Genomic DNA, 23,135 nt, shown 5'->3' with positions numbered 1-23,135 from the left:
AAGATTTCACATCATCAATCACCCATTATCAATTATGTCTAGGACTCTTTACATAGGTGACGTGCACGGTTGCGCCGACGAACTTGAAAAAATTCTGGACGCATTCGGCTATGTTCGCGGAAGCGACACGCTTTACCAAACGGGCGACATCATCAACAAGGGTCCCGACATGATGCGGGCGATGAAGATTGTGGAGGACTGCGGCATTTTGACCGTACGCGGCAACCACGAAGAGCACCTCATCCGCATGATGCAAACGCCCGAGTCGTACTGGACCGAAAAACAGCGCAAGCGTTTCAAGGCGCTTTCGCTCGAAGAGTGGACCTACATCCGCGACACCGTCAAAACGTGGCCGCTATGGCGCGACACGCCACACGCCCTGCTGGTGCACGCGGGCCTTGAACCGGGCAAATCCCACCTCGAGGACATGAACCCCGAAGTGTTGCTCTCGATCCGTTACTGGAATGACAAGCCCTGGTACGAGCAGGTCCAATGGGACAAGCTCGTGATTTTTGGGCACTGGGCCAAGCAGGGCTTTGTACACGTCCCTGGATTCATCGGTCTCGACTCGGGGTGTGTTTACGGCAAGAGCCTTACAGCATGGTGCCCCGAAGAGGACAAGTTCTACAAGATTCCCGCCGCTCGCGAATACACGCCCGTCAAGGACAAGGCGAAAGAATCGGAGGCCGCCCCCTGCAAGGTGCTGGGCGACAACACCCCCTCTTCGGTGCCTCCCCGTACTTTTGACGAAATCAAGGCGAAAATCGCCGCGGGCGAAATCGCCCCGGCAAAAAACACGCCCGAGGACGAAGCGATTCGCAAGGCGAGCCCGTCTATTTCGGCAGAATGGGCTGGCTATTGACGTCCCCATTTGCTAAATTTGGCGGCATGACCGCAGAAGAGCTTTACAACCGTCTGAACAAAATCCACCCGGGTGCAGTCCTTTGCACCTACACCATGGAAAAGTGCGAGCAGATGATCTCGACCATCAACGAGATCAACGAGCTCAAAAAGGAACGCGACGCCGTGATCCTTGCGCACAGCTACGTGGCCCCCGAAATAGTGCTGGGCGTCGCCGACTACACGGGCGACAGCTTCAAGCTGAGCCAGGACGCCACAACGGTCAAGGCAAAGACCATCGTGTTCTCGGCGGTGCGTTTCATGGGCGAAACCGCAAAGATCTTGAACTCCACCAAGGACGTGCTCATCCCAGGGCCGCTCACCGGCTGCAGCCTCGCCGACTCCATTACCGGCGAAGAGGTGCAGGCGCTCCGCAAAAAGTACCCCGACCACACGTTCGTGTGCTACATCAACACCACCGCCGACGTGAAGGCGGCCTGCGACGTTTGCGTCACCAGCGGCAACGTCCTCAAGATTGTGAAGTCCCTCGAGAACGACAAGATCGTGTTCGTTCCCGACCGCCTGATGGGCGAGAACCTGCAGAAGGAACTCATCCGCCAGGGCATCAAAAAGAAAATCGTACTCCACACAGGCTGCTGCTACGTGCACGAAACGTACGACCCCGAACTCATCAACTTCTTCCGCTCGCAGAACCCGGGCCTCAAAGTGGTGAGCCACCCCGAATGCCACCCGGGAGTCGCCCTTTTGAGCGACTATGTGGGCAGCACCGGCCAGATGGTCACCTACATCAAGGAACAGCCGAGCGGCACGCCGTTCTTGCTCCTCACCGAATGCGGCCTCAACGCCCGCATGCACTACGAGTTCCCCGACAAAGAGTTCATCGGCAGCTGCAGCATGTGCAAGTACATGAAGAGCAACTCGCTCGAGAACATCCTCGAGACACTCCGCCACCCCGAAAAAGCGGAACACGTGAATCTGGAAGAAAATGTGCGCGTCGCCGCAAAAAAATGCATTGACGCCATGTTCCACTACTCCGCCCTTTAATGTTTTTGTAAATTTACTATTATTGGTTTGCCCTCAAAAAAGGGCATAACGGGTTAGGAAACGGGACGGTTTGGGACAAGGACTGTTATGAAACGTTTGTTGACGATCGCCGCACTCCTGTGCGCATTCACAATATCCCACGCCGACGAGGATGAAGGCTACTGGCCACGATCCTACTATATCAACTTAGGATTCGGCGCGGTCGCCACTAGGGGTGACGTCAACGAAAGGGCGATTTCTGTCACCGATTCCACAGGGGCAAAATCCATTATCTACACCCCCGCTATCGAGATCATGCCCATGCCCGACATCACCTTGGGCGTCAACATCCGCTGTTTTTCGCTAGATATAGACTTCCAGTATTGGAACTCCTCCAACGAACTCATCGACAACCCCGAAGTCACCGAGAAATACACCTATTGGCGTTTCGGTTTTGAATTCATGTACAACTTCTTTTGGCCCGACTTCTTCCAGATTGGCGCGGGCATTGGCTACTCTTACACAAACCTCAAGACCGAGAATTCCGCCTACATTGGCGGCAAAATCCAGAATTCCGAGCTGATGGGCTCCGGATTCGCATTCATCACAAACATCCATTACTACATTACCGACAATTTCTCGATGGTCCCGGCCATCAAGATTTACGAGAACTGGTTCAAGGCGGTCAACTCCAAGGCCACCGGGACGCTGGACCTGGATCCCTACCTGTGGCAGACCTACGTAATGGTCTCCGTGGGACTCCAATACCAGTTCTAGCCCTCGGTCAAGAACCCCATTTTTAGCTATCTTTGGCGGCATGAAAAAGACTGCCAAAAAGACAATCCTGATTATCCTGGGGGCAGTTGCCTCCGTTTGCGCCATGGACGACAAGGGCTGGGCCTCCATTTACGAGTCTCTCGCCGCCTTTGAGGACCGCGCTAACCCAGACCCGAGTGTCGCTCGATTCTTTAACCGTCCCGGTTACGTAAAGCCCATCATCGACAACCTGGGCAATGTTTTGAACAGCAACTGGTACGTGAGCGCGAGCGTCCCGCAAAGTTTCACCTTTGAAGCGGGGCTTCCCATTTCGCTTATCCCCATTGGAAGCGACGACCAAAAGTTTACCGAGGTTGATGAATTCGGGGACCCGGAACAGGTTCCGACCATCTTTGGCACCCACGGCGACCCGGACAGCGCCGCGACCGACTGGACCATTTACGGCAACGAGACCCTGAACGGGCTCGGCTTTTTCACCTACCCCTACCTGCAGCTTGGCGCAAGCTTTTACCACGCCCGTGCCGTGCTCCGCTTTATGATGCTCCCCTCCATTAGCGAATTGCAAGGGTTCAACCTGTTTGGCTTTGGCCTGCAATACAGCTTTGGGCACCTGTTCCGCGACAAGTTGCCCCCCGCCGCGCAAGGTCTTGACGTGAGCCTCGTGTTCGGCTACAACACCAGCAGCATCAGCTACCAGCCCGAAGACTACGACGGTTCGCTGGACCTCGACATTACCGCCCTCACCTTCGACGCCGTCATTGGCTACAAGCCGGTCAAGTTCGTGGAAGCCATGCTCACGCTCGGCTACCAGTACGCCAACATGGAATCGAGCGGCAAGCTGACCTGCCAAACCAAGGAGAACAACCAACCCGTGGGCTACTACGGGCAGACCATCAACCCGAACATCTCGGTCAAGGGCAATAACGGCTTCAAATTCGGCATTGCCGTCGCCTTCCAGCTGGGCACCTCGTTCCACCCGGTCGTCGGCTTCGATTACGCAGGCAAGTCGAGCTTCACCACGAACATCCTTTACTTTAGGCAGCAGTTTGGCGAAGACGATCCCGTCAAAAGCAAAAATACCGACGACAGCAAAAACGACAACACCAACAAAACCGCTGGCGAAGCTGCCGACGAAAGCGCCGAAAACGACAGCGCAAGCACTACGGACGAAGGAGACTCCGCAGAAGAATAAGTTTTAACACAAAAAGAAGGCAAACAACATGATTACATTCTTAATTGGTATCGCCATCCTCGTTGGAGGATACTTCACCTACGGAAAGTTCGTTGAAAAAGTCTTCGGCCCCGACGACCGCAAACCGCCTGCGCTCGCCATCCCGGACGGCGTCGACCGCGTCCCGATGAAGCACTGGAAGAACATGCTCATCCAGCTCTTGAACATCGCGGGAATCGGTCCTGTGATCGGCGTGATTCTCGGCATCAAGTTCGGCGCCATCGTGTTCATTATTCTTCCGCTCGGGAACGTGCTTGGCGGAGCCGTGCACGACTACTTCTCTGGCATGGTCAGCATGCGCAACAACGGCTACAACGTGCCCGCCCTTTCGCGCAAATTCCTGGGCAAGGGGCCCTCGAAGGTCGTGATGACCCTTATCTCGGTCGCGCTCATCCTCGTGGGCGCCGTGTTCACCAACACGCCGGCACAGCTTGTCAACACCCCGATCCTTGTGGGCTCGGCAGTTTCGCCCACGCTCTTTTGGATTGCGGTCGGCGTGATTTTCGCCTATTACTTCATTAGCACCTTCTGCCCTATCGACAAAGTCATCGGCCGCATTTACCCGATCTTTGGCGGACTTCTGATATTGGCTTCGCTCGGCATCATGATCGGCATCGCCCCGCATCTAAACGTGCTCGATGAAATCAGCCTGAGCGACTTCGGCTCGAACTTTGTGCAGCATCCGGGCCACCAGCCCGTTATTCCCATGCTCTTTGTGACCATCGCCTGTGGCATCATCAGCGGTTTCCATAGCACCCAGAGCCCGCTTGTCGCCCGCACCGAGGTGACCGAGAAGACCGGTCGCCAGACATTCTACGGCATGATGATTATCGAAGGCCTCATCGGCATGATCTGGGCAGCCGGCGGTATGTTCATTTACCACATGCAGCCGCAGCTCATGAGCGCCGGTGGCGTGAAGGTGTTGAGCGTACTCGTTTCGACAGTGATCCCCTTCACCCCGATTTCCATCCTCGTGGTGGTGGGCGTCATCATCCTCGCGATCACGAGCGGCGACACGAGCCTGAGGAGCCTCCGCCTCACGATTGCGGAACTCACGGGCATTGACCAGGCCAAGGCCAAGAACCGTCTGCTCCTCACCGTGCCCATGTTCGCCATCTGCCTCGCCATCATCTTCTGGAGCAACCTGAACCCGCAAGGCTTCAACATTTTATGGAACTACTTTAGCTGGAGCAACCAGCTCATGGCGGTTTGCAGCCTCTGCGTGGCGACCGTGTACCTGAGGAGTAAAAAGAAGAACTTCTGGATTACGCTTTGCCCCTGCTGGTTCATGTCATTCATTTGCTTTGCCTACATCCTCTGGGTGAGCCCCACAAACCTCAAGGGCGCCCCGCTCGGCTTTGGCCTCGACTACAATACCGCCATCGCCCTCGCCGTGATTTTGGCGACGGGCCTTGTGACGCTCCTTTGCAAACGCGGCAAAACACTCTCGACAAGGGAGAACTTTGATGCCGACAAGTGGGACGAGTCCCTCGACAAAAAGAACAAGTTCAACCCGAAGGCGACCGACAAATAAGGAATGGAGCTCGAAGGAGTCATCAAGAATGTCACCTTCCATAGTCCCGAGAACGGCTTCTCCGTTTTTCGCGTGACCGTAGATGGATTGAAAGCCCCCGTCGTGGTGACGGGGACTTTTCCCGATTTACGGAGCGGCGAAAAGCTGAAAATGCAGGGCGAGTGGGGCACGCACCCCAAGTACGGCAAGCAGTTCAAGTGTAGCGCGTTCGAGGTCGCACCCCCCGCGCAAGACAACATCGTCGAGTACCTGGCCAGCGGATTTTTCAAGGGGATTGGCAAAAAGACGGCAGAGAACATCGTCAACGCCCTCGGCGAAAATACCACCGACATTCTCGACAACCATCCCGAAATTTTCCGCAAGGCAAAAATCAAGGGCATCACCGCCAAAAAGGCAGAGGCGTTCCTGGCGAGCTGGCAAGAGAACCGCCACAGCCGCGAAACCATGCTCTTTTTGTACAGCCACAACATCACGGGGAGCGTCGCCAAGCGCCTGTGGCAACGCTTTGGGCAAGAGACCATCGCGACGGTCACAGAGAACCCCTACCTGCTCTGCGAAGAGGTGTGGGGCATCGGTTTTTTGCTCGCCGACGAGATCGCGGCCAAGGTCGGCATCCCCAAAGACAGCCCGCTCCGCCTGCAGGCGGCGCTTTTGTACGTGCTGCAGCAAGCGAGCTTTAACGAGGGCCACACTTACCTGCCCAAGAACACGCTCCTCGAAAAGACCATCCGCAACCTGCGCATTTTGCCCGAGGACGAGGACACCCTCAACAGCCTTTTGGAGCAGTTCGAACAGGTCTGCAGGCAGGGACGCATCAAGCGCGTCAACGACGACTGCTTTTCGCCGGCGATGTTCCGCGCCGAGCAAGACATTGCCGACAACATTTTGAGGCGCCTCGGTTCAAGCGCCCTCCCCACCGAAGGTTTTGAAAAAGAGCTGGGAAACTGGGAACGGGAGAATCACATCACCCTCGACCCCATCCAAAGAAACGCCATCCAAATGGCGCTCAAAAGCCGCATCTCCGTTATCACCGGCGGCCCGGGTACCGGCAAGACGACGATTCTCAAGTGCATTTTGCACCTCGCGCAAAAGATGGACGAGAGCGTGTTCCTCGCCGCCCCCACCGGACGCGCCGCCAAGCGCATGGGCGACCTCTGCGGCATTACCGCGCGCACGCTGCACCGCCTTTTGGAGGTGGACCCCGGCACCGGAAAGTTCTCGAGGAACGCCGACAACCAGCTCCCCTGCGACCTCCTGATCGTGGACGAGTTCAGCATGGTGGACACCTGGCTTTGCGCCGCCCTCCTCGCCGCGACTCCCTACCGCACGCGCATCGTGCTCGTGGGCGACGCCGACCAGCTCCCGAGCGTGGGCCCCGGCAACGTGCTCAACGACCTCATCCGCTGCCCCCAAATGCCGACGACGCGCCTGCAGCACATCTTTAGGCTATCGGGCGGGAACGACATCGCCGACAAGGCCGCCAAAATCAACCAGGGTATTGCACCCTCGCCCATTGACGGCCCGAACTTCCATTTTATGCCCTACGACGAGCCGGAACAGGCCAAGGAAATTTTGCGCGGGCTCCTCGCCACAGGCATCAGGAGCAAGATCCAGATCGACCCCAAGGCCGACCTGCAAATCCTCACGCCCATGCGCAAGGGGCCGCTCGGCACCTTTGAACTGAACCACTACCTGCAAGAGCTCTTGAATCCGGGCAAGGCGCGCCACAAGCTGAGAGGCATCCCGTGGAGCGACGGCGACCGCGTGATGCAGGTCCGCAACAACTACGAGAAAAACGTGTTCAACGGCGACGTGGGCATCATTTTCAAGGTCGCAAAGGACTCCGAGAAAATCACAGTCTTTTACGACGACAAGACCGTGGAGTACGAGGGCGACGAAGTGGACGAACTGACGCTTGCCTACGCGAGCACCATCCACAAGAGCCAGGGCAGCGAGTACCCCGCTGTGGTCGTCATTTTGGACGCCAGCCACTACGTGATGCTGCAGAGGAACCTCGTCTACACGGCAGTCACCAGGGCCAAGGGGCACGTGTGGGTGCTAAGCGCCCCGGGGGCGTTTGGACAAGCCGTCCGCAACAGCAGGAACGCCCGCCGCTTCACCCGCCTTTACGAAAGGCTGGTTTAAGTGTTTTTTCGCACTATTTTTCGTTTTTCAGCCATTTTGTAGCTTTTTTTTACTCTTTTTAGTTTGCACTCCGCCCCTTTTTTGTGTATTTTCAAGAGCAAAGATTAGAGAGGTAAAACTTATGAATTTCAAAAAGATTCTCCTTGGCTCTGCCGTTTTCGCATCCACTTTTGGTCTTATCGCCTGTGGCGGCGATTCCAGCAGCAGCGCAGACGATCCGCAGCCGAACTCCGTTCCTTCCCAGGGTGACCCGGTGGTCCTCCCGGAACAGTCTGCAATCAACCCGATTATGTTCTCGAGCGTGGGCACGTCGCTGTCTATCAGCGCCCTCCCCAAGTCGAGCACCGTCTCGATTAGCGGCATTATCCAGCTCAACATGGAAGGCATCACCCTCGACCCGTCGTTCTCTCCCGAAGCTGTAACCAAGATCGACAGCGTCCGCTTCTTTGTGGTCGACGACAAGACCATCAACCAGAGCGTCACCGTCCCTCTCGACGGCGTTGTATTCCCCACCGAGTTGATCCCGCTTAGCGGCAAGACCTTCGAAACCGCCGAGCTGAACGGTTGCGGCAACTTCCACCTGCAGATTGTTGTTTACAGCAGCACTCAGGAACCCAACGTCAAAACGGTCATCTACACCAGCGTCTTTGGCGACGATCCCGAAGAAATCACTTCCGGTTCCTTTGTTCGCGAACAGAACCAGTGCGAAGCCGACCTCCCGCCGTCTTCTTCTAGCACTGAACCCGCTGTTTGCACCGAAGTCACCGCACACGAAATCACGCTTTCTACAAGCCTCGGCAGCGATCAGCACGCTCTCAACTTTGAGACGGGCCTCGCCGACAATCCGCACATCACCATCTCGTTCGAAGACGGCGTAGCCTATGCAACACCTGCTGCAGGCGTCACCCTCTTTGAGGACAACTACTCCCAGACCAACGGTCTCCTCCCGGACAAGGTCCCGCTCTGCCTCGAAGACTTCAAGGCATCTGTCCGCCAGTTCAAGGACGAGCTCGCCAATGGTACCTGGGTGATTGTGACGACCGCCGATGGTAAGCAATACCCGTTCATGGCTGGCAAGCCGATGACGGAAGGCGGCTCCAAGGGTTCCATCAAAATCACCTACTACAAGTAATCTAGATTCCAAGCCTTTTAAAGAAGCTCCCTCCGTGGGGGTTTCTTTTTTGTTGGAGGGCAATTTTTTATATTTACCCCGTAAATTTTTCAACGGAGTAAATCATGCTCAAGAAGCTTTCCAATTTCCCCGGCATCAAGGGACCCGTCGTCACCATCGTGATGGACGGTTTTGGCATCACCGATAAGGTCGAAGGCAACGCCATCAAGGCTGCCCGCACCCCGACTCTCGACAACCTCTTCAAGATGTACCCGAACGTGCTTTTGAAGGCTCACGGCCGCGCCGTGGGTATGCCGACCAACGAAGACATGGGCAACTCCGAAGTGGGCCACAACGCCATCGGTGCGGGCCAGGTCTATAACCAGGGTGCAGCCCTCGTGCAGGACGCAATCGTCTCCGGCGACATCTTCGGCCGCGACGCCTGGAAGGAAATCGCCTCCAACGTGCGTGACCACGGTTCCGTGCTTCACTTCATCGGCCTCTTCAGCGACGGTAACGTCCACTCCAACATTTCTCACCTGAAGGCCATGGTCGCCCAGGCCAAGAAGGAGGGGCTCAAGAAGGTCCGCGTGCACATCCTCCTCGACGGTCGTGACGTGCCGGAAACTTCCGCTCTCGATTACGTTGGCCCGTTCGAAAAGTTCCTCGACGAACTCCGCAGCCCGGAATTCGACGTTTGCATTGCTAGCGGCGGTGGCCGTATGCAGATTACCATGGACCGTTACAATGCTAACTGGAAGATGGTGGAACTGGGCTGGAAGACCCACGTGCTCGGCGAAGGCCGCTACTTCGACAACGCCACCCAGGCTATCGAAACCCTCCGTGGCGAAACCAAGGCTATTGACCAGGATCTCCCGCCGTTCGTGATTGCCAAGGACGGCCAGCCGGTCGGTACCATCAACGACGGCGACTCCGTAGTGTTCTTCAACTTCCGTGGCGACCGCGCCATCGAAATCACCCGCGCCTTCGAAGAAGAATCCTTCAGCGAATTTGACCGAGTGCGCTTCCCGAAGGTCTGCTACGCCGGCATGCTCCAGTACGACGGCGACCTCAAGCTCCCGAACCGCTTCCTCGTGCCGCCTCCGGCTATCAAGGAAACCAGCGGTGAATGGCTCGCTGAAACGGGCGTCAAGCAGTTCGCTTGCTCCGAAACGCAGAAGTATGGCCACGTGACCTACTTCTGGAACGGTAACCGTTCCAGCAAGTTCGACGGCGAAACCTACCTGGAAATCGAATCTGACGTTGTTCCGTTCGAACAGCGCCCGTGGATGAAGGCCGCCGAAATCACCGACGCCATGATCGAAGCCTTGAAGAGCGGCAAGTACCAGACGCTCCGCTGCAACTTCCCGAACGGAGACATGGTGGGCCACACTGGTTCCTTCCGCGCCGCTACCATGGCTATCGAAGCTGTGGACATCGGCCTCGCCCGCTTGCTCCCGGTGATCGACGCCCTCGGCGGTGTCGCCATCATCACGGCAGACCACGGTAACGCCGACGAAATGTACGAAATCGACAAGAAGACCGGCATGCCGAAGGTCAACAAGGACGGTACGTTCAAGGCCAAGACGAGCCACACGCTCAACAAGGTTCCTTGCATCCTTTACGATAACGTAACGGGCGGCAAGCTCGGCCTCAAGGAAGGCGACTGGGGTCTTTCCAACATCGCTGCTACGACGGCCAACCTCCTCGGCCTCGAAAAGCACGAAGCGTGGGATGATAGTATGTTAATCATCAAATAATTGATGATTAACATAAGACAAAATTAAAAATGGACCCCGTAAGGGGTCCATTTTTGCCACGCTTCCAAATCCTTGTTAAGAGCTGCGGCAGCCATAGGCTGGCGCATCTCTAATAACAACGATTTCGTTCGACGAACGGAGGGTATAAAACCCTCCTCCCGCACCATAGGTGCGGAGTCTCACGAGAGGCGTGGGACGATTCCATGCTCATCATCAAGTAACCCTTCGACAAGCTCAGGGACCTTGAGCCAGAATTAAAAAAGGAACCCGCAAGGGTTCCTTTTTTTCGCCTTCAATTATATTATACTTTGGGCAAGATGAAAATCTTTTTCCACCTTCCTGGACTGTTCGAGTTTTACGACCTGTACAAGGCTTTTTTGCCGCTATGGCGCGAACATCGGGAATACTTTTACGACTGGTGCGAAATCGGCTCTATTTACGGAGCGCCGAGCGATTGCATCTGGGGTGGCGGGCGCGTCGGATTCGGCGAGGCTGAGCCGGAGAAAGTCGCTGCACTCGTGAAGGAATACGGGATTTCACCTCGGCTTACCTTCAGCAATTCGCTAGTTCGCGAAGAACACCTTGATGATGCGCGGTGCAACGAGTTGTGCAGGGTGTTCGAGAACGCAAGTAAAAAAGGTTCGGGTACAGACTGCGCTGGAAACGATGCGGGTTTGGACTGCGCGGGCATCATCGTGCACTCGGACCTTCTACTCAATTACATCAAGGCAAAGTATCCCGGGTTTTATTTCGTCTCTTCGACCACGAAGGTGATTACTGACTTTGAGCAGTTTGTCGCCGAACTGGACCGCGATGAATTCCGTTACGTTGTTCCGGATTTTCGGCTCAACAAGAAATTTGAAAAGCTGAACGCGCTCACGGATGCGCAAAAGCAGAAGGTCGAGTTTCTGTGCAATGAATGCTGCTGGTTCGGTTGCCATGACCGCAAGGCCTGCTACGAGAACGTGAGCCGCAAGAGCCTCGGCGAAGACTGTGCAGACCATGAATGCATCTCGCCCACCGCCCAGAGAGGCTACCGTTTCTCCGACGCGATGAAGAACCCGGGATTTATCGGGATAGACGACATCCAGAATGTGTACGCGCCAGCGGGATTCCGGCACTTCAAAATCGAAGGGCGTAGCCTCGGCAGCGCCATCATCCTGGAATTCCTGCTTTACTACATGACCAAGCCCGAGCACCAGCTCAAAGTGCGCGAAGAGATTTACCTGGACAGTTCACTGGATTTGTTCTAGTTTTCCGAGCGAATACGCCATCGAGGTCTTGTCAAAGGCTGCGGTATAAATTTATATTCAAAATATGAAACTTCTCGACCAGTTCAGCTTTACGGAACTCATGCCCGTCCTCTCGACCGAGGGGATGCGTGCACTTGACAAGGCGGCCAAGGAAGCGCTCGCCAAGGACGTTCGCCAGACAGACGCCCCAATTGAAGGTGAGACGCGCGTGACGATTGAGGCCGGTTATGAACTGATGAAACAGGCGGGAGCCGCGCTGTTCAAGAAGGTGATTGAAGTTTTGAACCGCGACGCCGTTTGTCGCGGGGATGCTTATTGCGGGACCGGGGATGCGCCCGAAACGCAGATTGGAAATGCGCCGCGGTCTGTGGCGGTATTTGTCGGTGGAGGCAACAACGGGGGCGACGGGCTCGTGCTCGCGAAGCTGCTGATTGAAGCGGGAATCCCCTGCACCACGTATTCGCTTGCCGCCGCCGAGAAGTTCCAGAACGAAGCCAAGATGGCTTTGGATGATTTTGCGCAGGCCGGCGGGCGTTTAACGATGTATTCGCCGACAGAAGTCGCGACGCAGGCTGAAACTGCGCAGCGGGCGCCGAGATTCGCAGGCATCACGCTGGCCGTAGATTGCATGCTCGGGAACGGAGCGCACGGAGAACTGCGGGAGACGTTCGCAGCCGCGGTCCGCGACATTGCCGCATCAAACATCCCGGTTGTCGCGGCCGACGCCCCCACCGGTTACGATTCCGCGGAACATGGGCGTCGGGAACCCTGCATACACGCACTTGAATCCCTCCTGTTCGGGTTCCCGCGGCTGGACGCCTACACGCGCGAAGGCGGTCCCGCTTTCGGGGAAGCCTCGGTCGCGCCGCTCGGCTACCCCGCAGGCATCGTCGCCCAGTTCAGCGAAAACACGTTCCTCGCCACCAAAACGCTCATACCGCAAATGCTGCCCGAGCGCGACGACTGGGGTGACAAGCGCAAGCAAGGCTGCGCCATGATTGTCGCAGGCTCCGGCGATATGCCGGGAGCCGCCGCGCTCTGCACGCAGGCCGCCCTCCGGAGCGGCGCCGGCCTCGTGACGCTCGCAAGCCCCGACGCCACAATGCCCGTACTGCAGGCGAAACTCTCGGAACCCGTATTCGTGAACCTGCAAGACATGGCCGGCCAAGACGGCGACACGGTCGACGACCGCGCCACAGCCCTCTCGCCCGCGCACATCCCGCAAATTCTTGAAAAGGCAAAGCACAACCAGGCGCTCGCCATCGGGCCCGGAATCGGGTGCGCCGAATGCACGCGCGACGCCGTCATCGACCTACTTCCGCAAATCAAGTGCCCGGCGGTCATCGACGCCGACGCGCTGAACGCCATCGCCACGCTCAACAAGACTTCAGCAAGCCCCACCTCGGGAGCATCGTCATTCCTGTTCGGCATTCCCAGCGAAGCAATCCTCACGCCGCACCGTCGGGAATTCGAAAGGCTTTTCGGCGCCCTTCCGGCAAACGACATCGACATCCCCAAACTGGTGCGCGACATCGCCCGCAATACAAAGAAGGTCATTCTCCTGAAGGGCGCGCCGACATTTGTCGGCATTCCCGACGGCCGCGTATTCGTGATTCCCGCACATAACTCCGGACTCGCCAAAGGCGGTTCCGGCGACGTTCTCACGGGCATCATCACGGCCCTACTCGCGCAAGGCCTTGCCGCCCCCGAAGCCGCCGTACTCGGAGCATTGTTGCATCAAAAAGCGGGCCGCATAGCCCGCAAAAAAATGGGAGCATTCAGCATGCTCCCGAGCGATGTCATTGAAATGTTGCCCGCAGCCTTTGGTTGCTAGATCCTTCGACTTCGCCCCATAGGGGCTACGCTCAGGATGACACTCTCTTACACAAGTTCTTGAACGATTTTGTCCATCGCGGCTTCGGATTCGGCGCTGAGCGTCGATTTTACCGTCACTACCGTTTCGGCAAGCGTCACGTTCTTGAGCGTGGCGAGGATTTCCGTCATCTTCTTCGCGGCCATCGGAGCCCACGTGCCGTTTTCCACGATGCCCACCTTGCGGTTGGAATAGTTCTTTGCCTTCAGGTGATTGAGGAAATCTTCCATGACCGGGAAGAGGCCCGCATCATATGTAGGAGCAGCCACCACCATGCGATCGTAGCGGAAGGCGTCCTCAATGACTTCGGCCATGTCGCTGCGGGCAAGGTCAGAAACCACCACCTTCTCGACACCGGCGGCCTTGAGCTTTTCACCGAGCAATTCCGCGGCCTTCTTGGTTCCGCCGTAAATAGAGGCATACGCCACAAGCACGCCCTTGTCTTCGGGAGCGTAGCTGCTCCAGGTATTGTACTTGTCGATGTAGTAGCCCAGATTTTCGGTGAGCACCGGGCCATGCAGCGGGCAAATCGTCTTGATGTCGAGTGCAGCAGCCTTCTTGAGCACCGCCTGCACCTGGTTGCCGTACTTGCCCACGATATTGAAGTAGTAGCGGCGGGCCTCGCAGGCCCAGTCGTCCGGGTCGGCATCGTACACGCCGAACTTGCCGAACGCATCGGCCGAGAACAAGACCTTTTCACTCTGTTCGTAACTGAACAGCACTTCGGGCCAGTGCACCATCGGAGCACCGATAAACTGCAAGGTGTGCGCACCGAGCGCAAGCGTATCGCCTTCCTTCACGGTCTGCTTCTTGACCGATTCCGGGAGCGCCATGAACTGCGGCAGCAGCGCAAACGCCTTCGCAGATGCCACAAGCGTCGCCTCCGGGTACTTCGCGACAAAATCAGCAATGCCACCGGCATGGTCCGGTTCCAAGTGGTGAATCACCAGGTAGTCCGGCTTGCGGCCAGCGAGAGCGGCATCCAGATTGGCAAGCCACTCGCCCACCTTGTGCGCATCGACCGTGTCCGTCACGGCAATCTTTTCGTCAATAATCACATACGAATTGTAGGCCATGCCCTCGGGCACCACGTACTGGCCTTCGAACAAATCCAAGTCGCGGTCATCGACACCGATGTACTTGATGTTTTCGCTAAAGTTCTTCATAGAGACTCCTTTTTGAGGAAAATATACTAATCCTTCACGCAGCGGACAGGATATGCATTTATCTTTGCAAAATCATAGTAATCACCAACATACACATAATAATCTACATTCGTAACGTACATTGTAACAGCATAGAATTCATCCCTTGATGCCGTACTCCAGTATGCCGTATACGTATCCCATCGGAGAAAGAATCCATATTGTCCATCATGATAATACATCGGAGAAACTGGAGCAACAGAGAACGAATAATCATCGGTTCCATTACTATACCAACCTGTTGTCGTCTTTAGTTTGTCGCCGATAAAGTTGCCATATCCAACCGCTTGAAAAAGATTATTCCACTCTTCTTCACTCGGAAGATGCCAGCCCGCAGGGCAAACACCCCGAACCACAGCAGCATGGTTGCACTCTGAACCATAACCACATCCCTTGCCGTTATCGGAAAAAACGCCAGCGCTATCCATTGCGGCACTCCATAAATACAAACGACCATCTATTCCGCAATATTCAAGAGTATCGTTGTAGCAAAAGCTACTTGAATCCATAGACGAAGTAGGTTGCAAATAACGGTATTTCAAATTTTCTTTCATCCACCAAAGATCGCGGATTTTCACTGTTTTATATGTTTGACCATCACGTTCATCCGTCAACAATCCGTACTCACAATTATCTTCGGAATTAGATCTACAGGGAGGAACTTTCTCCAAATAAAAAGGCTCGGGGTTACTGGATTCGTCACTTCCACAGGCAGCAAGGATCGCCATGCCGAGCACAAACAGCACAATTTTTGCATTCTTTTTCATGGTTTAATCTTCCAAGAAATACTGCACGTTCGTTACGACGCGCACTTTCTTGATATACGGCGTATTTTCGTCGCGGTCTTCAATGGAGAACACACCCTGCGTGGCCGTCTTGATTTTGCCGAGTTTGCTATCGGAATCCTTCGCAAACTTCTCGGCGGCACTCCTTGCATTCTTAGTAGCCTCGTCAATCATGGCGGGTTTGATTTCGTTGAGACCGTTAAAGCTATAGACGGTGCGATACTGGTAATCGCTACCGCTAAAGGCGATTCCATGTTTCAGGAGTTCGCTCTGTTTCTCCATGACCTTACGAACAAGAGCCACATCGTTCGTGGCTACCGTTGCCACAACTGTCGCGACATAACGATAGGCATGCTTGCCGCCGCTGTACAATTCGCCATCGGCATCGACAATGGCCGGGGTCGAGTAAGTGATATCTTCTTTTTTCACGCCGTTTTCGAGCAGGAACTTTTCAAGTATCTGCGACTTGGACTGTAATGTTGCAGAAAGCTCGGCAAGATCGTTGCCCACCTCTTTGTATACAATCGGCCAAATCACAAAATCAGCCGAAACTTCGCGTTCAGCAAGTCCGCGCACGAATACCACACGGTCGCGATCCTTGACATCGATTTGGGCCCGATAGAAAAATACACCCAAGCACAAAATGGCCACCGCCAAAATGATTGCCTCTTTAACTCTCGATTGCATATCCAACTCCTTTTTTACATTAATTCAATATACAAATTTTCTACATTCAAAGCATGCCTGAAAAGACTCTACTTTTGCTCGACTCTTACGCGCTTGCGTTCCGCATGTTTTACGCCTATTCGCAGAACCCGCTGAAAAACAGCCAAGGCGAAGAGGTTTCGATGATGCATGGCTACTGGGGGGCCGTACTCCGCATTTTGGCCAAACACAAGCCGACACATTTCGCCATTGCACGCGACGTGGCGCACACCAAGACCTTCAGGCACGAACTTTACCCCGACTACAAGGCCAATCGCGGGCCCATGCCCGAAGAAATGGCGGCTCAGATGCCGCTCCTCGGCGAAAGTCTGGAAGCAAGCGGAATTCCGCTCTTGTCGGAACCGGGTTACGAAGCGGACGACGTGATGGCAAGTACCGCCATGGCCGCGGTCGAAGCAGGCTTTGACCATGTGGTGATTTTAAGTAAAGACAAGGACATGTCGCAGATCGTAACCGACAAGATCCATCTTTTCCATTTGACGAAAGGCGCCGACGGCATTGACTTTGGCCCGGAACAGGTTCTTGAAAAATACGGACTTCCGCCCGAAAAAATTCGCGATTATTTGGCACTCATGGGTGACGCAAGCGACAACGTCCCCGGCGTTCCGAAGGTGGGTCCGAAAACCGCCATCCAGTTGCTGAATGACTTTGGCGACATGGACAACCTTTACGCAAACCTGGATAAAGTGACTAAAAAGGGTTTGCATGACAATCTGGAAAACAACCGCGAAAAGGCATTTCTCAGCCGCGAACTGGTGACTCTCCAGACCAAGCGCGCCTTTAGTGGCAACCTCGACACGCTGGAATACAACGGCCTGCACGTAGACACCTTGGCGCAGATGTTCAAGGATCACGAAATCAACAGTCTACTCCGCCTTTTGGAAGGCATTCCCAGCAAGACGGGCTTTGTGCGCGAAGGTTCTGATGGCACGGGAAGCACTGACTCTGCGAACGGAGACACCGTAGTAAGCGCCGATTTTCCGGTCGATATCCCGCCGACTTATATCTGTGTTGACACCGATGAAATTTTCGAGCAGATGAAGGCCGAATTTGCCGCCGCAAGCACCGTGGGTATCGACACCGAAACCGATGGCCTCGACCCGATGCAGTGCGGCCTCGTGGGAATGTGCCTTGCGTCTGCCGACAGCGAAGGCAACGTGGCGAAAGGCTACTACATTCCCCTTGCGCACACCGATGAAATCGGGTTCCCGCTCCCCGCGGGCAAGGGCGGCAACTTCGACTTCAACAAGGCGAAGGAGTGGTTCTGCACATTTTTCGCCGACAATGCACCTGTCGCTGAAAATGATGGCGCCGAGGGCGCGGCTTCAAAACGAGCATTCGTATTCCATAACGCAAAATTCGACCTGCACGTTCTCGCCCGCGCTTTCAAGATTCCGCAAGCCGTCATCGACAACGCAAATATCATCGACACGCTGATTGCCGCCTGGATGCTTTCGCCGGGACAATCGGGCCTCGGCCTCGACAACCAGGTGATGCAGCGCCTGCAGCACGAGATGATTCCCATCGAGAACCTGATTGGACGTGGCAAGAACCAGATTACGTTCAACCGCACGCCCATCAAGGACGCCACCGAATACGGCGCCGAAGATGCAGTCTACACGCTCCGCCTTTGGAAGCCGCTCAAGCAGGAACTCGAAAAGCTCGACTACGTGAAGTATTTCTTCGAGCAGGAAATGCCGCTGCTGAAGGTACTGTACCAGATGGAATCCGTGGGCGTCGCGATTGATGTTCCGGCCCTCAAGACGCTGGAGCAGGAACTTGCACGCCGCATCGAAAACCTGGAAAAGGAAATTTGCGACATGGCGGGCGTCGAGTTCAACATCGGCTCGCCAAAGCAGCTGGGCGATGTGCTTTTCGATACGCTCGGCCTCCCCGAAATCAAGAAGCGCAGTACCGACGCCGTCGTTCTCGAAGAACTTTCGTTCCGCGCGCCGCACCCGATTGTTTTTTCCGTCATAGAATACCGCGAACTCAAGAAGATGCAGAGCACCTACATCTCGGTGCTCCCGACGCTCATCAATCCGGACACGCGCCGCATCCACACGAGCTTTATCCAGTGGGGTACCGCGACAGGCCGCCTTTCGAGCCGCGATCCGAACCTGCAGAACATTCCCGTGCGTAGCGACTTGGGTAAAAAGATTCGCGCAGCATTTATCCCGCAGAGCAAGGACAACGTAATCCTTGCGGTAGACTACTCGCAGATTGAACTCAGAATGCTCGCACACCTGAGTGGCGATGCCGCGCTCATCGAAAGCTACAAGGAAGGCATCGACATCCACGCCCGCACAGCCGCCGCAATTTACGGAGTTGACCTAGACGCCGTCACGAGTGACATGAGGCGCGATGCCAAGGTGGTGAATTTCGGCGTGCTCTACGGCATGACGGCCTTCCGCCTCGCCCGTGACCTAAAAATCCCGATGTCGCAGGCAAGGGATTTCATCGACGGTTACTTCGGGATGTACCAGGGTGTACAGCAGTTTATTGAAGATACCAAGGCGGCCGCCCACCGCGACGGCTATGTGGAAACGCTTTCGGGCCGCCGCCGCTACATCGCAGGTATCGACAGCAGCGACCGCATGGAATCGCAAATGGCCGAGCGCATGGCCGTGAATACTCCCGTCCAAGGCTCCGCCGCCGACCTCATCAAGATTGCGATGATACGCATCCAGAAGAGAATCAACGAAGAAAAACTCCCGCTCCGCATGATGCTGCAGGTGCACGACGAACTCGTGTTCGAATGCCCCCGCGACCAGGTGGAAGCGATGGCCCAGATGGTGAAATCTGAAATGGAAGGTGCCATGGAGCTGAAGGTTCCGCTCGTTGCGAGCGTGGGCTTCGGTGAAAACTGGCTCGAGGCGCATTAAAGGCTAAGCAAGACCTCCCAAAAGGGCTTTTTTGTCCCTAAAAATGGGCAAAAGGTCTTTTAAGGTACATCACCTCCTATTGACGAATGTAAACTTAGAACTTACATTCTATGTGTAACATTTTTGTGAGAATTTATTACGCGAGCGAACGCTCCGTAATAAGTTGTTATGCCTATGAAAAACAAACTAAAATTCGTCCTCCCTCTAGCCATTACGGCTTTTGCTTTTGCGCAGGAGCCCGCGGCACTCCCCACCACAGAAACGCCTAAAGCCGAAGTCTCGCAACCTGCCGACACTGCAGCAACGCCCGCGGCACCTGCAGCCGATAGCGTCCCTGTAGCTGAAACTCCCAAGGTAGAAGCTCCCGCAAACGAGGCGTCGCAATCCGCTTCGATCTTTGTGCAGGACCCCGCGATATTCCACAAGCACCAAGATGAATTGAAAAAGTTGCAACAAGGTCTGGGCAGCGCCAACGAAGAGCTGGACTCCCTACTCCAGTACGCCGACAAAATCGCGAAGATGAACGACCACTGCTCGGCCATTAGCATCAACGACGTGATGGGCGAAGACTGCTGGGACTTCTACCGCGTAGAACTCCCCGAATTCGAAGCCCGCTACATGCAGGTGACCGGTGAAGTCCGCCTTGGCTACATGGAGACCGCCCGCGGCCTGGAAGACCGCAAAAAACAGATCTTCGCTTGCGTCGACGCTCTTTACAGCCTCTCGACCTCCAAAGACCAGCACGTAAACCTCGACGGCGGCGTGTTCCTGGAACCGCTCACCAAGGGATTCCAGGCGAACTACAACTTCAACCTGACGTTTGAGCCGAACCACCAAAAACGCGCCTTTGAAATTGCCCAAAAGTGGGGCGAGACCTGCCGCGAGATGGTGGTGCGCCAAGACGGCGAGGGCTTTGCCCCGTTCTTCTTGGAACGCGTTGCCAAGCTCAACGAAGACTTGTCTAACGAAGGCTCCCGTGCCGTGTACAAGGTGGACACCACGGGCGCACCCATGCTTTACCTTGACAACACGCAGCCCGTGCGCAGCGCCTACTACCTGAACGGCGTCAAGCTGTTCCACACGCGCATCAACCCGGGTCCGGCTTCACAGAGCCACCTGCGCATTTCCTTCCCCAAGGGCTCCCCCGTAAAGGTCGACGGCGAATCCTCCGTCACCAAGTTTGACGGCACGCCGGCCGCATTCAAGGGCTCGGTGGAATTCCCACAAAAGTCGGCAAAGCTGAACGGTCGCTGGATTTGGGAAAACCAGGGCAATACCGAGGGCGTGGACTTTGGCCCCGCCTTTGACGCCGACTCCCTGCAGGCAGCCGAGACCACGACCGCCCAAGAACAAAAGGCCGCCGAAGACGCCGAAATCGAGAAGCGCCGCGGCGTGCACCCGTCCCTTTGGGCCGCCATCACAGGCGTCGGCGCCATTTACGACAACGAGGCCGCTCTGGGTTACGGGCTTAAGAAAAAGGACATGTTCATATTGCCCGACGTGGCCGCCGCCGTGCGCGTCAAGTTGAACTTCGGCGAAAAGGCCGAAGGTTCCTTTGCCATCGGTGCCGGAGGCATGGTCGGGTTCGCCATTGGCGATGAACTCGAACGCGTTTACGTAGCTCCGCTCGGCCAGGTCGAACTCGGCTACAAGTTCTTTGGCTTCCGCGAAACCGCCATTTTCCCGATTGCCAAGAGCGACGAGGAACAGTGGATGCAGTTCAGGAGCGGCGTTTTCGTTTCGCTCTGGGTATTCAACATCGAAGTCGGCTACGCACTCATTACCGATATGGGTAACGGAGCCTACGTAAGCCTTGGCGTGGAATGGTAAGGAGGTATAGAAATGAAAAAGACATTATCCATTTTTGCTGTGCTCGCCCTTTCGTTTACTGGCTGCACTCTGTACGATACCTTTGACGAAGACCTGCTTCCCATTACCCAGGCCGAAGAAATCTCCTCTTCGTCCGTAGCCGACAAGGAATCCTCCTCTTCTGAAAAACACGGGAAGGACACCCTAGTTGTTATCATGCCCTCTGCGGATTCCAAGCCTGAATCCTCATCGTCGGTGGAGTCTTCCTCTTCGGTGGTGGTGTGTCCCAAGACATTTACCGACTCCAGAGATGATGCCGTATACGACATCATCACCCTGACAAACAAAGATGGCGCCAACACCTGCTGGTTCGGCAGTAACTTGAGCTATCAGCCAGCCAAGGGGTCCGTATGCTACGACAACAAAGACTTCAACTGCGAAAAACTAGGGGCGCTTTACCTTGGCACCAAGGCCGTTCTAAGCAGCGCTTGCCCCGAGGGAACGCATTTGCCCACCGACACCGATCTTGACGCGCTCGCATTTATGGCCTGCGGCGGTTCATTTGACGCCAATGCCGAAAACTTCTGTTCAAATTTTGGAACCATGGTAAAAAGCAAAACCGGCTGGGATGGTATGGCCGGCAGCGACCGTTTTGGTTTCAACGCTCTCGCCAGTGGATCAGCTGCTCGTGACGATGAAGGCGAATATGAATTCTTTGGAATTGACGAGAAAGCCAACTGGTGGGCCATTAAAGACAGCATTTACGGAACATACTGGCTATCGAACAACAGCGATCAAGGCAACTACATGACCATGGAAGACGACACCGAATACAGTGCATTTTCCATCCGCTGCGTGCTAGACTAAAAAATTCATTGTGAGGCTACCATGAAGACTTGTTCTTTTGCCTGCAAATCGTTGACTGCCCTTTCAACGATCACCGCGTTTCTTGTCGCCTGTGGCGACACAAACGAAACAACCAACATTGTTGAAGGGGGTTCCCTTGACCTGGTCGCCGATTTGGACAGCCTCCCGGAATGTACCACCGACAATGAAGGGGCGTACGTTTGGATCAAGAGCGAGAACGAGCTCAGGGTCTGCTCCGAGGAGGAGTGGGCAATCGTCGGCAGCGGAGGCACATGCTATACAGAACCTCTCGCCGACAGTAGCGGAATGAAACTTATGTGCAACGGCGACTCCGTCGGCGTGGTACTAAACGGCAAGGACGGAAGTGACGGCAAGAACGGAGCCAACGGCAAGGACCTCAAGGACACCGCCGCTGCGGACTCCGAAGCGGTAGCGACCTCGCTCGACAGCATCACAGGCTACTCGCAAAAAGGACCGTTCCTCAAGGGGACTCCCGTCTCGGTGCGCGGCCTCGAAAACGGTCGCACCCTCACGCAATCCAACATCACCTACGAGGGCAAGATCGGCAGCGACGACGGCGAGTTCAAGCTGCGCGGCGGCATGCTCAAGTCGCAGTACGTGAGCCTCACCGCCACGGGCTTCTACCGCAACGAAGTCACAGGCAAAAACTCCGAGTCGCAGATTACGCTAAACGCATTGACCGACCTCACGACGCACACCTCGGCGAACCTGAACCTGCTCACGCACCTGGAGTACGACCGCGTGTACCACCTGGTGAAAAACATGGGCAAGCGATTCGCCTCCGCCAAAAAACAGGCGCAAAAAGAAATCTTCGCGGCGTTCCACATCGACTCCAAGGACTTCAAGAGCTCGGAAGACCTGAACATCGCGGGCACCAGCGAAGCCGACGCGGCGCTCCTCGCCGTATCCATCATGATGCAGCGCGACGGCTCGGTGAGCCAGCTCTCCGACTTCATCACAGGTTTCGCAGCGAACCTCGAGAAGGACGGAACCTGGGACGACGAGTCCATGCGCAAGGTCATCGCCGACTGGGCGATGAACGCGGACCTCGACGGCCGATTGTCCGATTTCCGCGCGAACGTGAAATCCTGGAAGCTTTCCGATTCCGTGCCCGCGTTCGAGAAGTTCGTGACCCTGTTCTGGCAGACGGAATTCAAGCTGGACAGCTGCGCCAAGGCGAACGACGGCGTTGTTGTCGCCAAGGGCGTCCCCAACAACGATGACGACAAGGACCGCCTCATTTGCGACGCGGGCGCATGGAGGCTTGCG

Annotated in this window: 16 protein-coding genes and 1 pseudogene; 14 read left to right on the top strand and 3 right to left on the bottom strand. The window is 55.8% G+C overall.

Annotation, left to right across the window (positions count from 1 at the left end; genetic code table 11):
* Window positions 1–34: 34 nt before the first annotated feature.
* From BUB55_RS06175 to BUB55_RS06130, 10 genes are all read left to right on the top strand, one after another.
* A complete protein-coding gene (locus BUB55_RS06175) occupies window positions 35–862 on the top strand; it encodes a metallophosphoesterase (RefSeq protein ID WP_073189161.1) in 828 nt (275 codons plus the stop codon).
* Between the two features lie 26 nt (window positions 863–888).
* Entirely contained in the window at window positions 889–1,905 is a 1,017-nt protein-coding gene (gene nadA / locus BUB55_RS06170) for a quinolinate synthase NadA (protein ID WP_073189261.1), read from the top strand.
* Between the two features lie 87 nt (window positions 1,906–1,992).
* Window positions 1,993–2,661 carry an outer membrane beta-barrel protein gene (locus BUB55_RS06165; RefSeq protein ID WP_073189159.1) on the top strand — a complete coding sequence of 223 codons (669 nt, stop codon included), beginning with the start codon at window positions 1,993–1,995 and terminating at the stop codon, window positions 2,659–2,661.
* Window positions 2,662–2,701: 40 nt separating this feature from the next.
* Complete coding sequence (locus tag BUB55_RS06160; RefSeq protein ID WP_073189157.1) at window positions 2,702–3,853, top strand: DUF6588 family protein; 1,152 nt, start codon at window positions 2,702–2,704, stop codon at window positions 3,851–3,853.
* Window positions 3,854–3,881: 28 nt separating this feature from the next.
* Window positions 3,882–5,426, top strand: coding sequence for a carbon starvation CstA family protein (locus tag BUB55_RS06155; protein WP_073189155.1), 1,545 nt, complete (start codon window positions 3,882–3,884; stop codon window positions 5,424–5,426).
* Between the two features lie 3 nt (window positions 5,427–5,429).
* Entirely contained in the window at window positions 5,430–7,571 is a 2,142-nt protein-coding gene (locus BUB55_RS06150) for an SF1B family DNA helicase RecD2 (protein WP_073189153.1), read from the top strand.
* A gap of 121 nt (window positions 7,572–7,692) precedes the next feature.
* Window positions 7,693–8,703 (top strand): hypothetical protein, encoded by a 1,011-nt coding sequence (locus BUB55_RS06145; protein WP_073189151.1) that lies wholly within the window; start codon window positions 7,693–7,695, stop codon window positions 8,701–8,703.
* Window positions 8,704–8,807: 104 nt separating this feature from the next.
* Window positions 8,808–10,442, top strand: coding sequence for a 2,3-bisphosphoglycerate-independent phosphoglycerate mutase (gene gpmI / locus BUB55_RS06140; RefSeq protein ID WP_073189150.1), 1,635 nt, complete (start codon window positions 8,808–8,810; stop codon window positions 10,440–10,442).
* Window positions 10,443–10,759: 317 nt separating this feature from the next.
* A complete protein-coding gene (locus BUB55_RS06135; RefSeq protein ID WP_073189260.1) occupies window positions 10,760–11,695 on the top strand; it encodes a hypothetical protein in 936 nt (311 codons plus the stop codon).
* A gap of 64 nt (window positions 11,696–11,759) precedes the next feature.
* A complete protein-coding gene (locus BUB55_RS06130; RefSeq protein WP_083596907.1) occupies window positions 11,760–13,529 on the top strand; it encodes an NAD(P)H-hydrate dehydratase in 1,770 nt (589 codons plus the stop codon).
* 47 nt (window positions 13,530–13,576) lie between these two features.
* On the opposite strand, the gene BUB55_RS06125 is transcribed toward BUB55_RS06130, so the two are convergent.
* From BUB55_RS06125 to BUB55_RS06115, 3 genes are read right to left on the bottom strand one after another with little or no spacing between them, the layout of a single operon-like run.
* Window positions 13,577–14,734 (bottom strand): FprA family A-type flavoprotein, encoded by a 1,158-nt coding sequence (locus BUB55_RS06125; protein WP_073189148.1) that lies wholly within the window; start codon window positions 14,732–14,734, stop codon window positions 13,577–13,579.
* A gap of 26 nt (window positions 14,735–14,760) precedes the next feature.
* The gene (locus BUB55_RS06120; protein ID WP_073189146.1) at window positions 14,761–15,540 is read right to left on the bottom strand and encodes an FISUMP domain-containing protein; all 780 of its coding nucleotides are present in this window, start codon (window positions 15,538–15,540) and stop codon (window positions 14,761–14,763) included.
* 3 nt (window positions 15,541–15,543) lie between these two features.
* Window positions 15,544–16,245 carry an SIMPL domain-containing protein gene (locus BUB55_RS06115; RefSeq protein WP_073189144.1) on the bottom strand — a complete coding sequence of 234 codons (702 nt, stop codon included), beginning with the start codon at window positions 16,243–16,245 and terminating at the stop codon, window positions 15,544–15,546.
* A 53-nt stretch (window positions 16,246–16,298) separates the two neighbouring features.
* On the opposite strand from BUB55_RS06115, the gene polA reads away from it, so the two are divergent.
* The 4 genes and pseudogenes from polA to BUB55_RS06095 all read left to right on the top strand — a co-directional run.
* A complete protein-coding gene (polA, locus tag BUB55_RS06110) occupies window positions 16,299–19,169 on the top strand; it encodes a DNA polymerase I (protein WP_073189143.1) in 2,871 nt (956 codons plus the stop codon).
* A gap of 174 nt (window positions 19,170–19,343) precedes the next feature.
* Entirely contained in the window at window positions 19,344–20,999 is a 1,656-nt protein-coding gene (locus BUB55_RS06105; protein ID WP_073189141.1) for a hypothetical protein, read from the top strand.
* A gap of 12 nt (window positions 21,000–21,011) precedes the next feature.
* Window positions 21,012–21,845, top strand: coding sequence for an FISUMP domain-containing protein (locus BUB55_RS06100; RefSeq protein WP_073189139.1), 834 nt, complete (start codon window positions 21,012–21,014; stop codon window positions 21,843–21,845).
* Window positions 21,846–21,866: 21 nt separating this feature from the next.
* Window positions 21,867–23,135: pseudogene (locus tag BUB55_RS06095) on the top strand (hypothetical protein); the annotation flags it as partial.

Source organism: Fibrobacter sp. UWP2, assembly GCF_900141705.1.
GTDB lineage: Bacteria > Fibrobacterota > Fibrobacteria > Fibrobacterales > Fibrobacteraceae > Fibrobacter.
The sequence above is the reverse complement of the archived record's forward strand: the minus strand, read 5'-3'. Positions and strand labels throughout refer to the sequence as shown.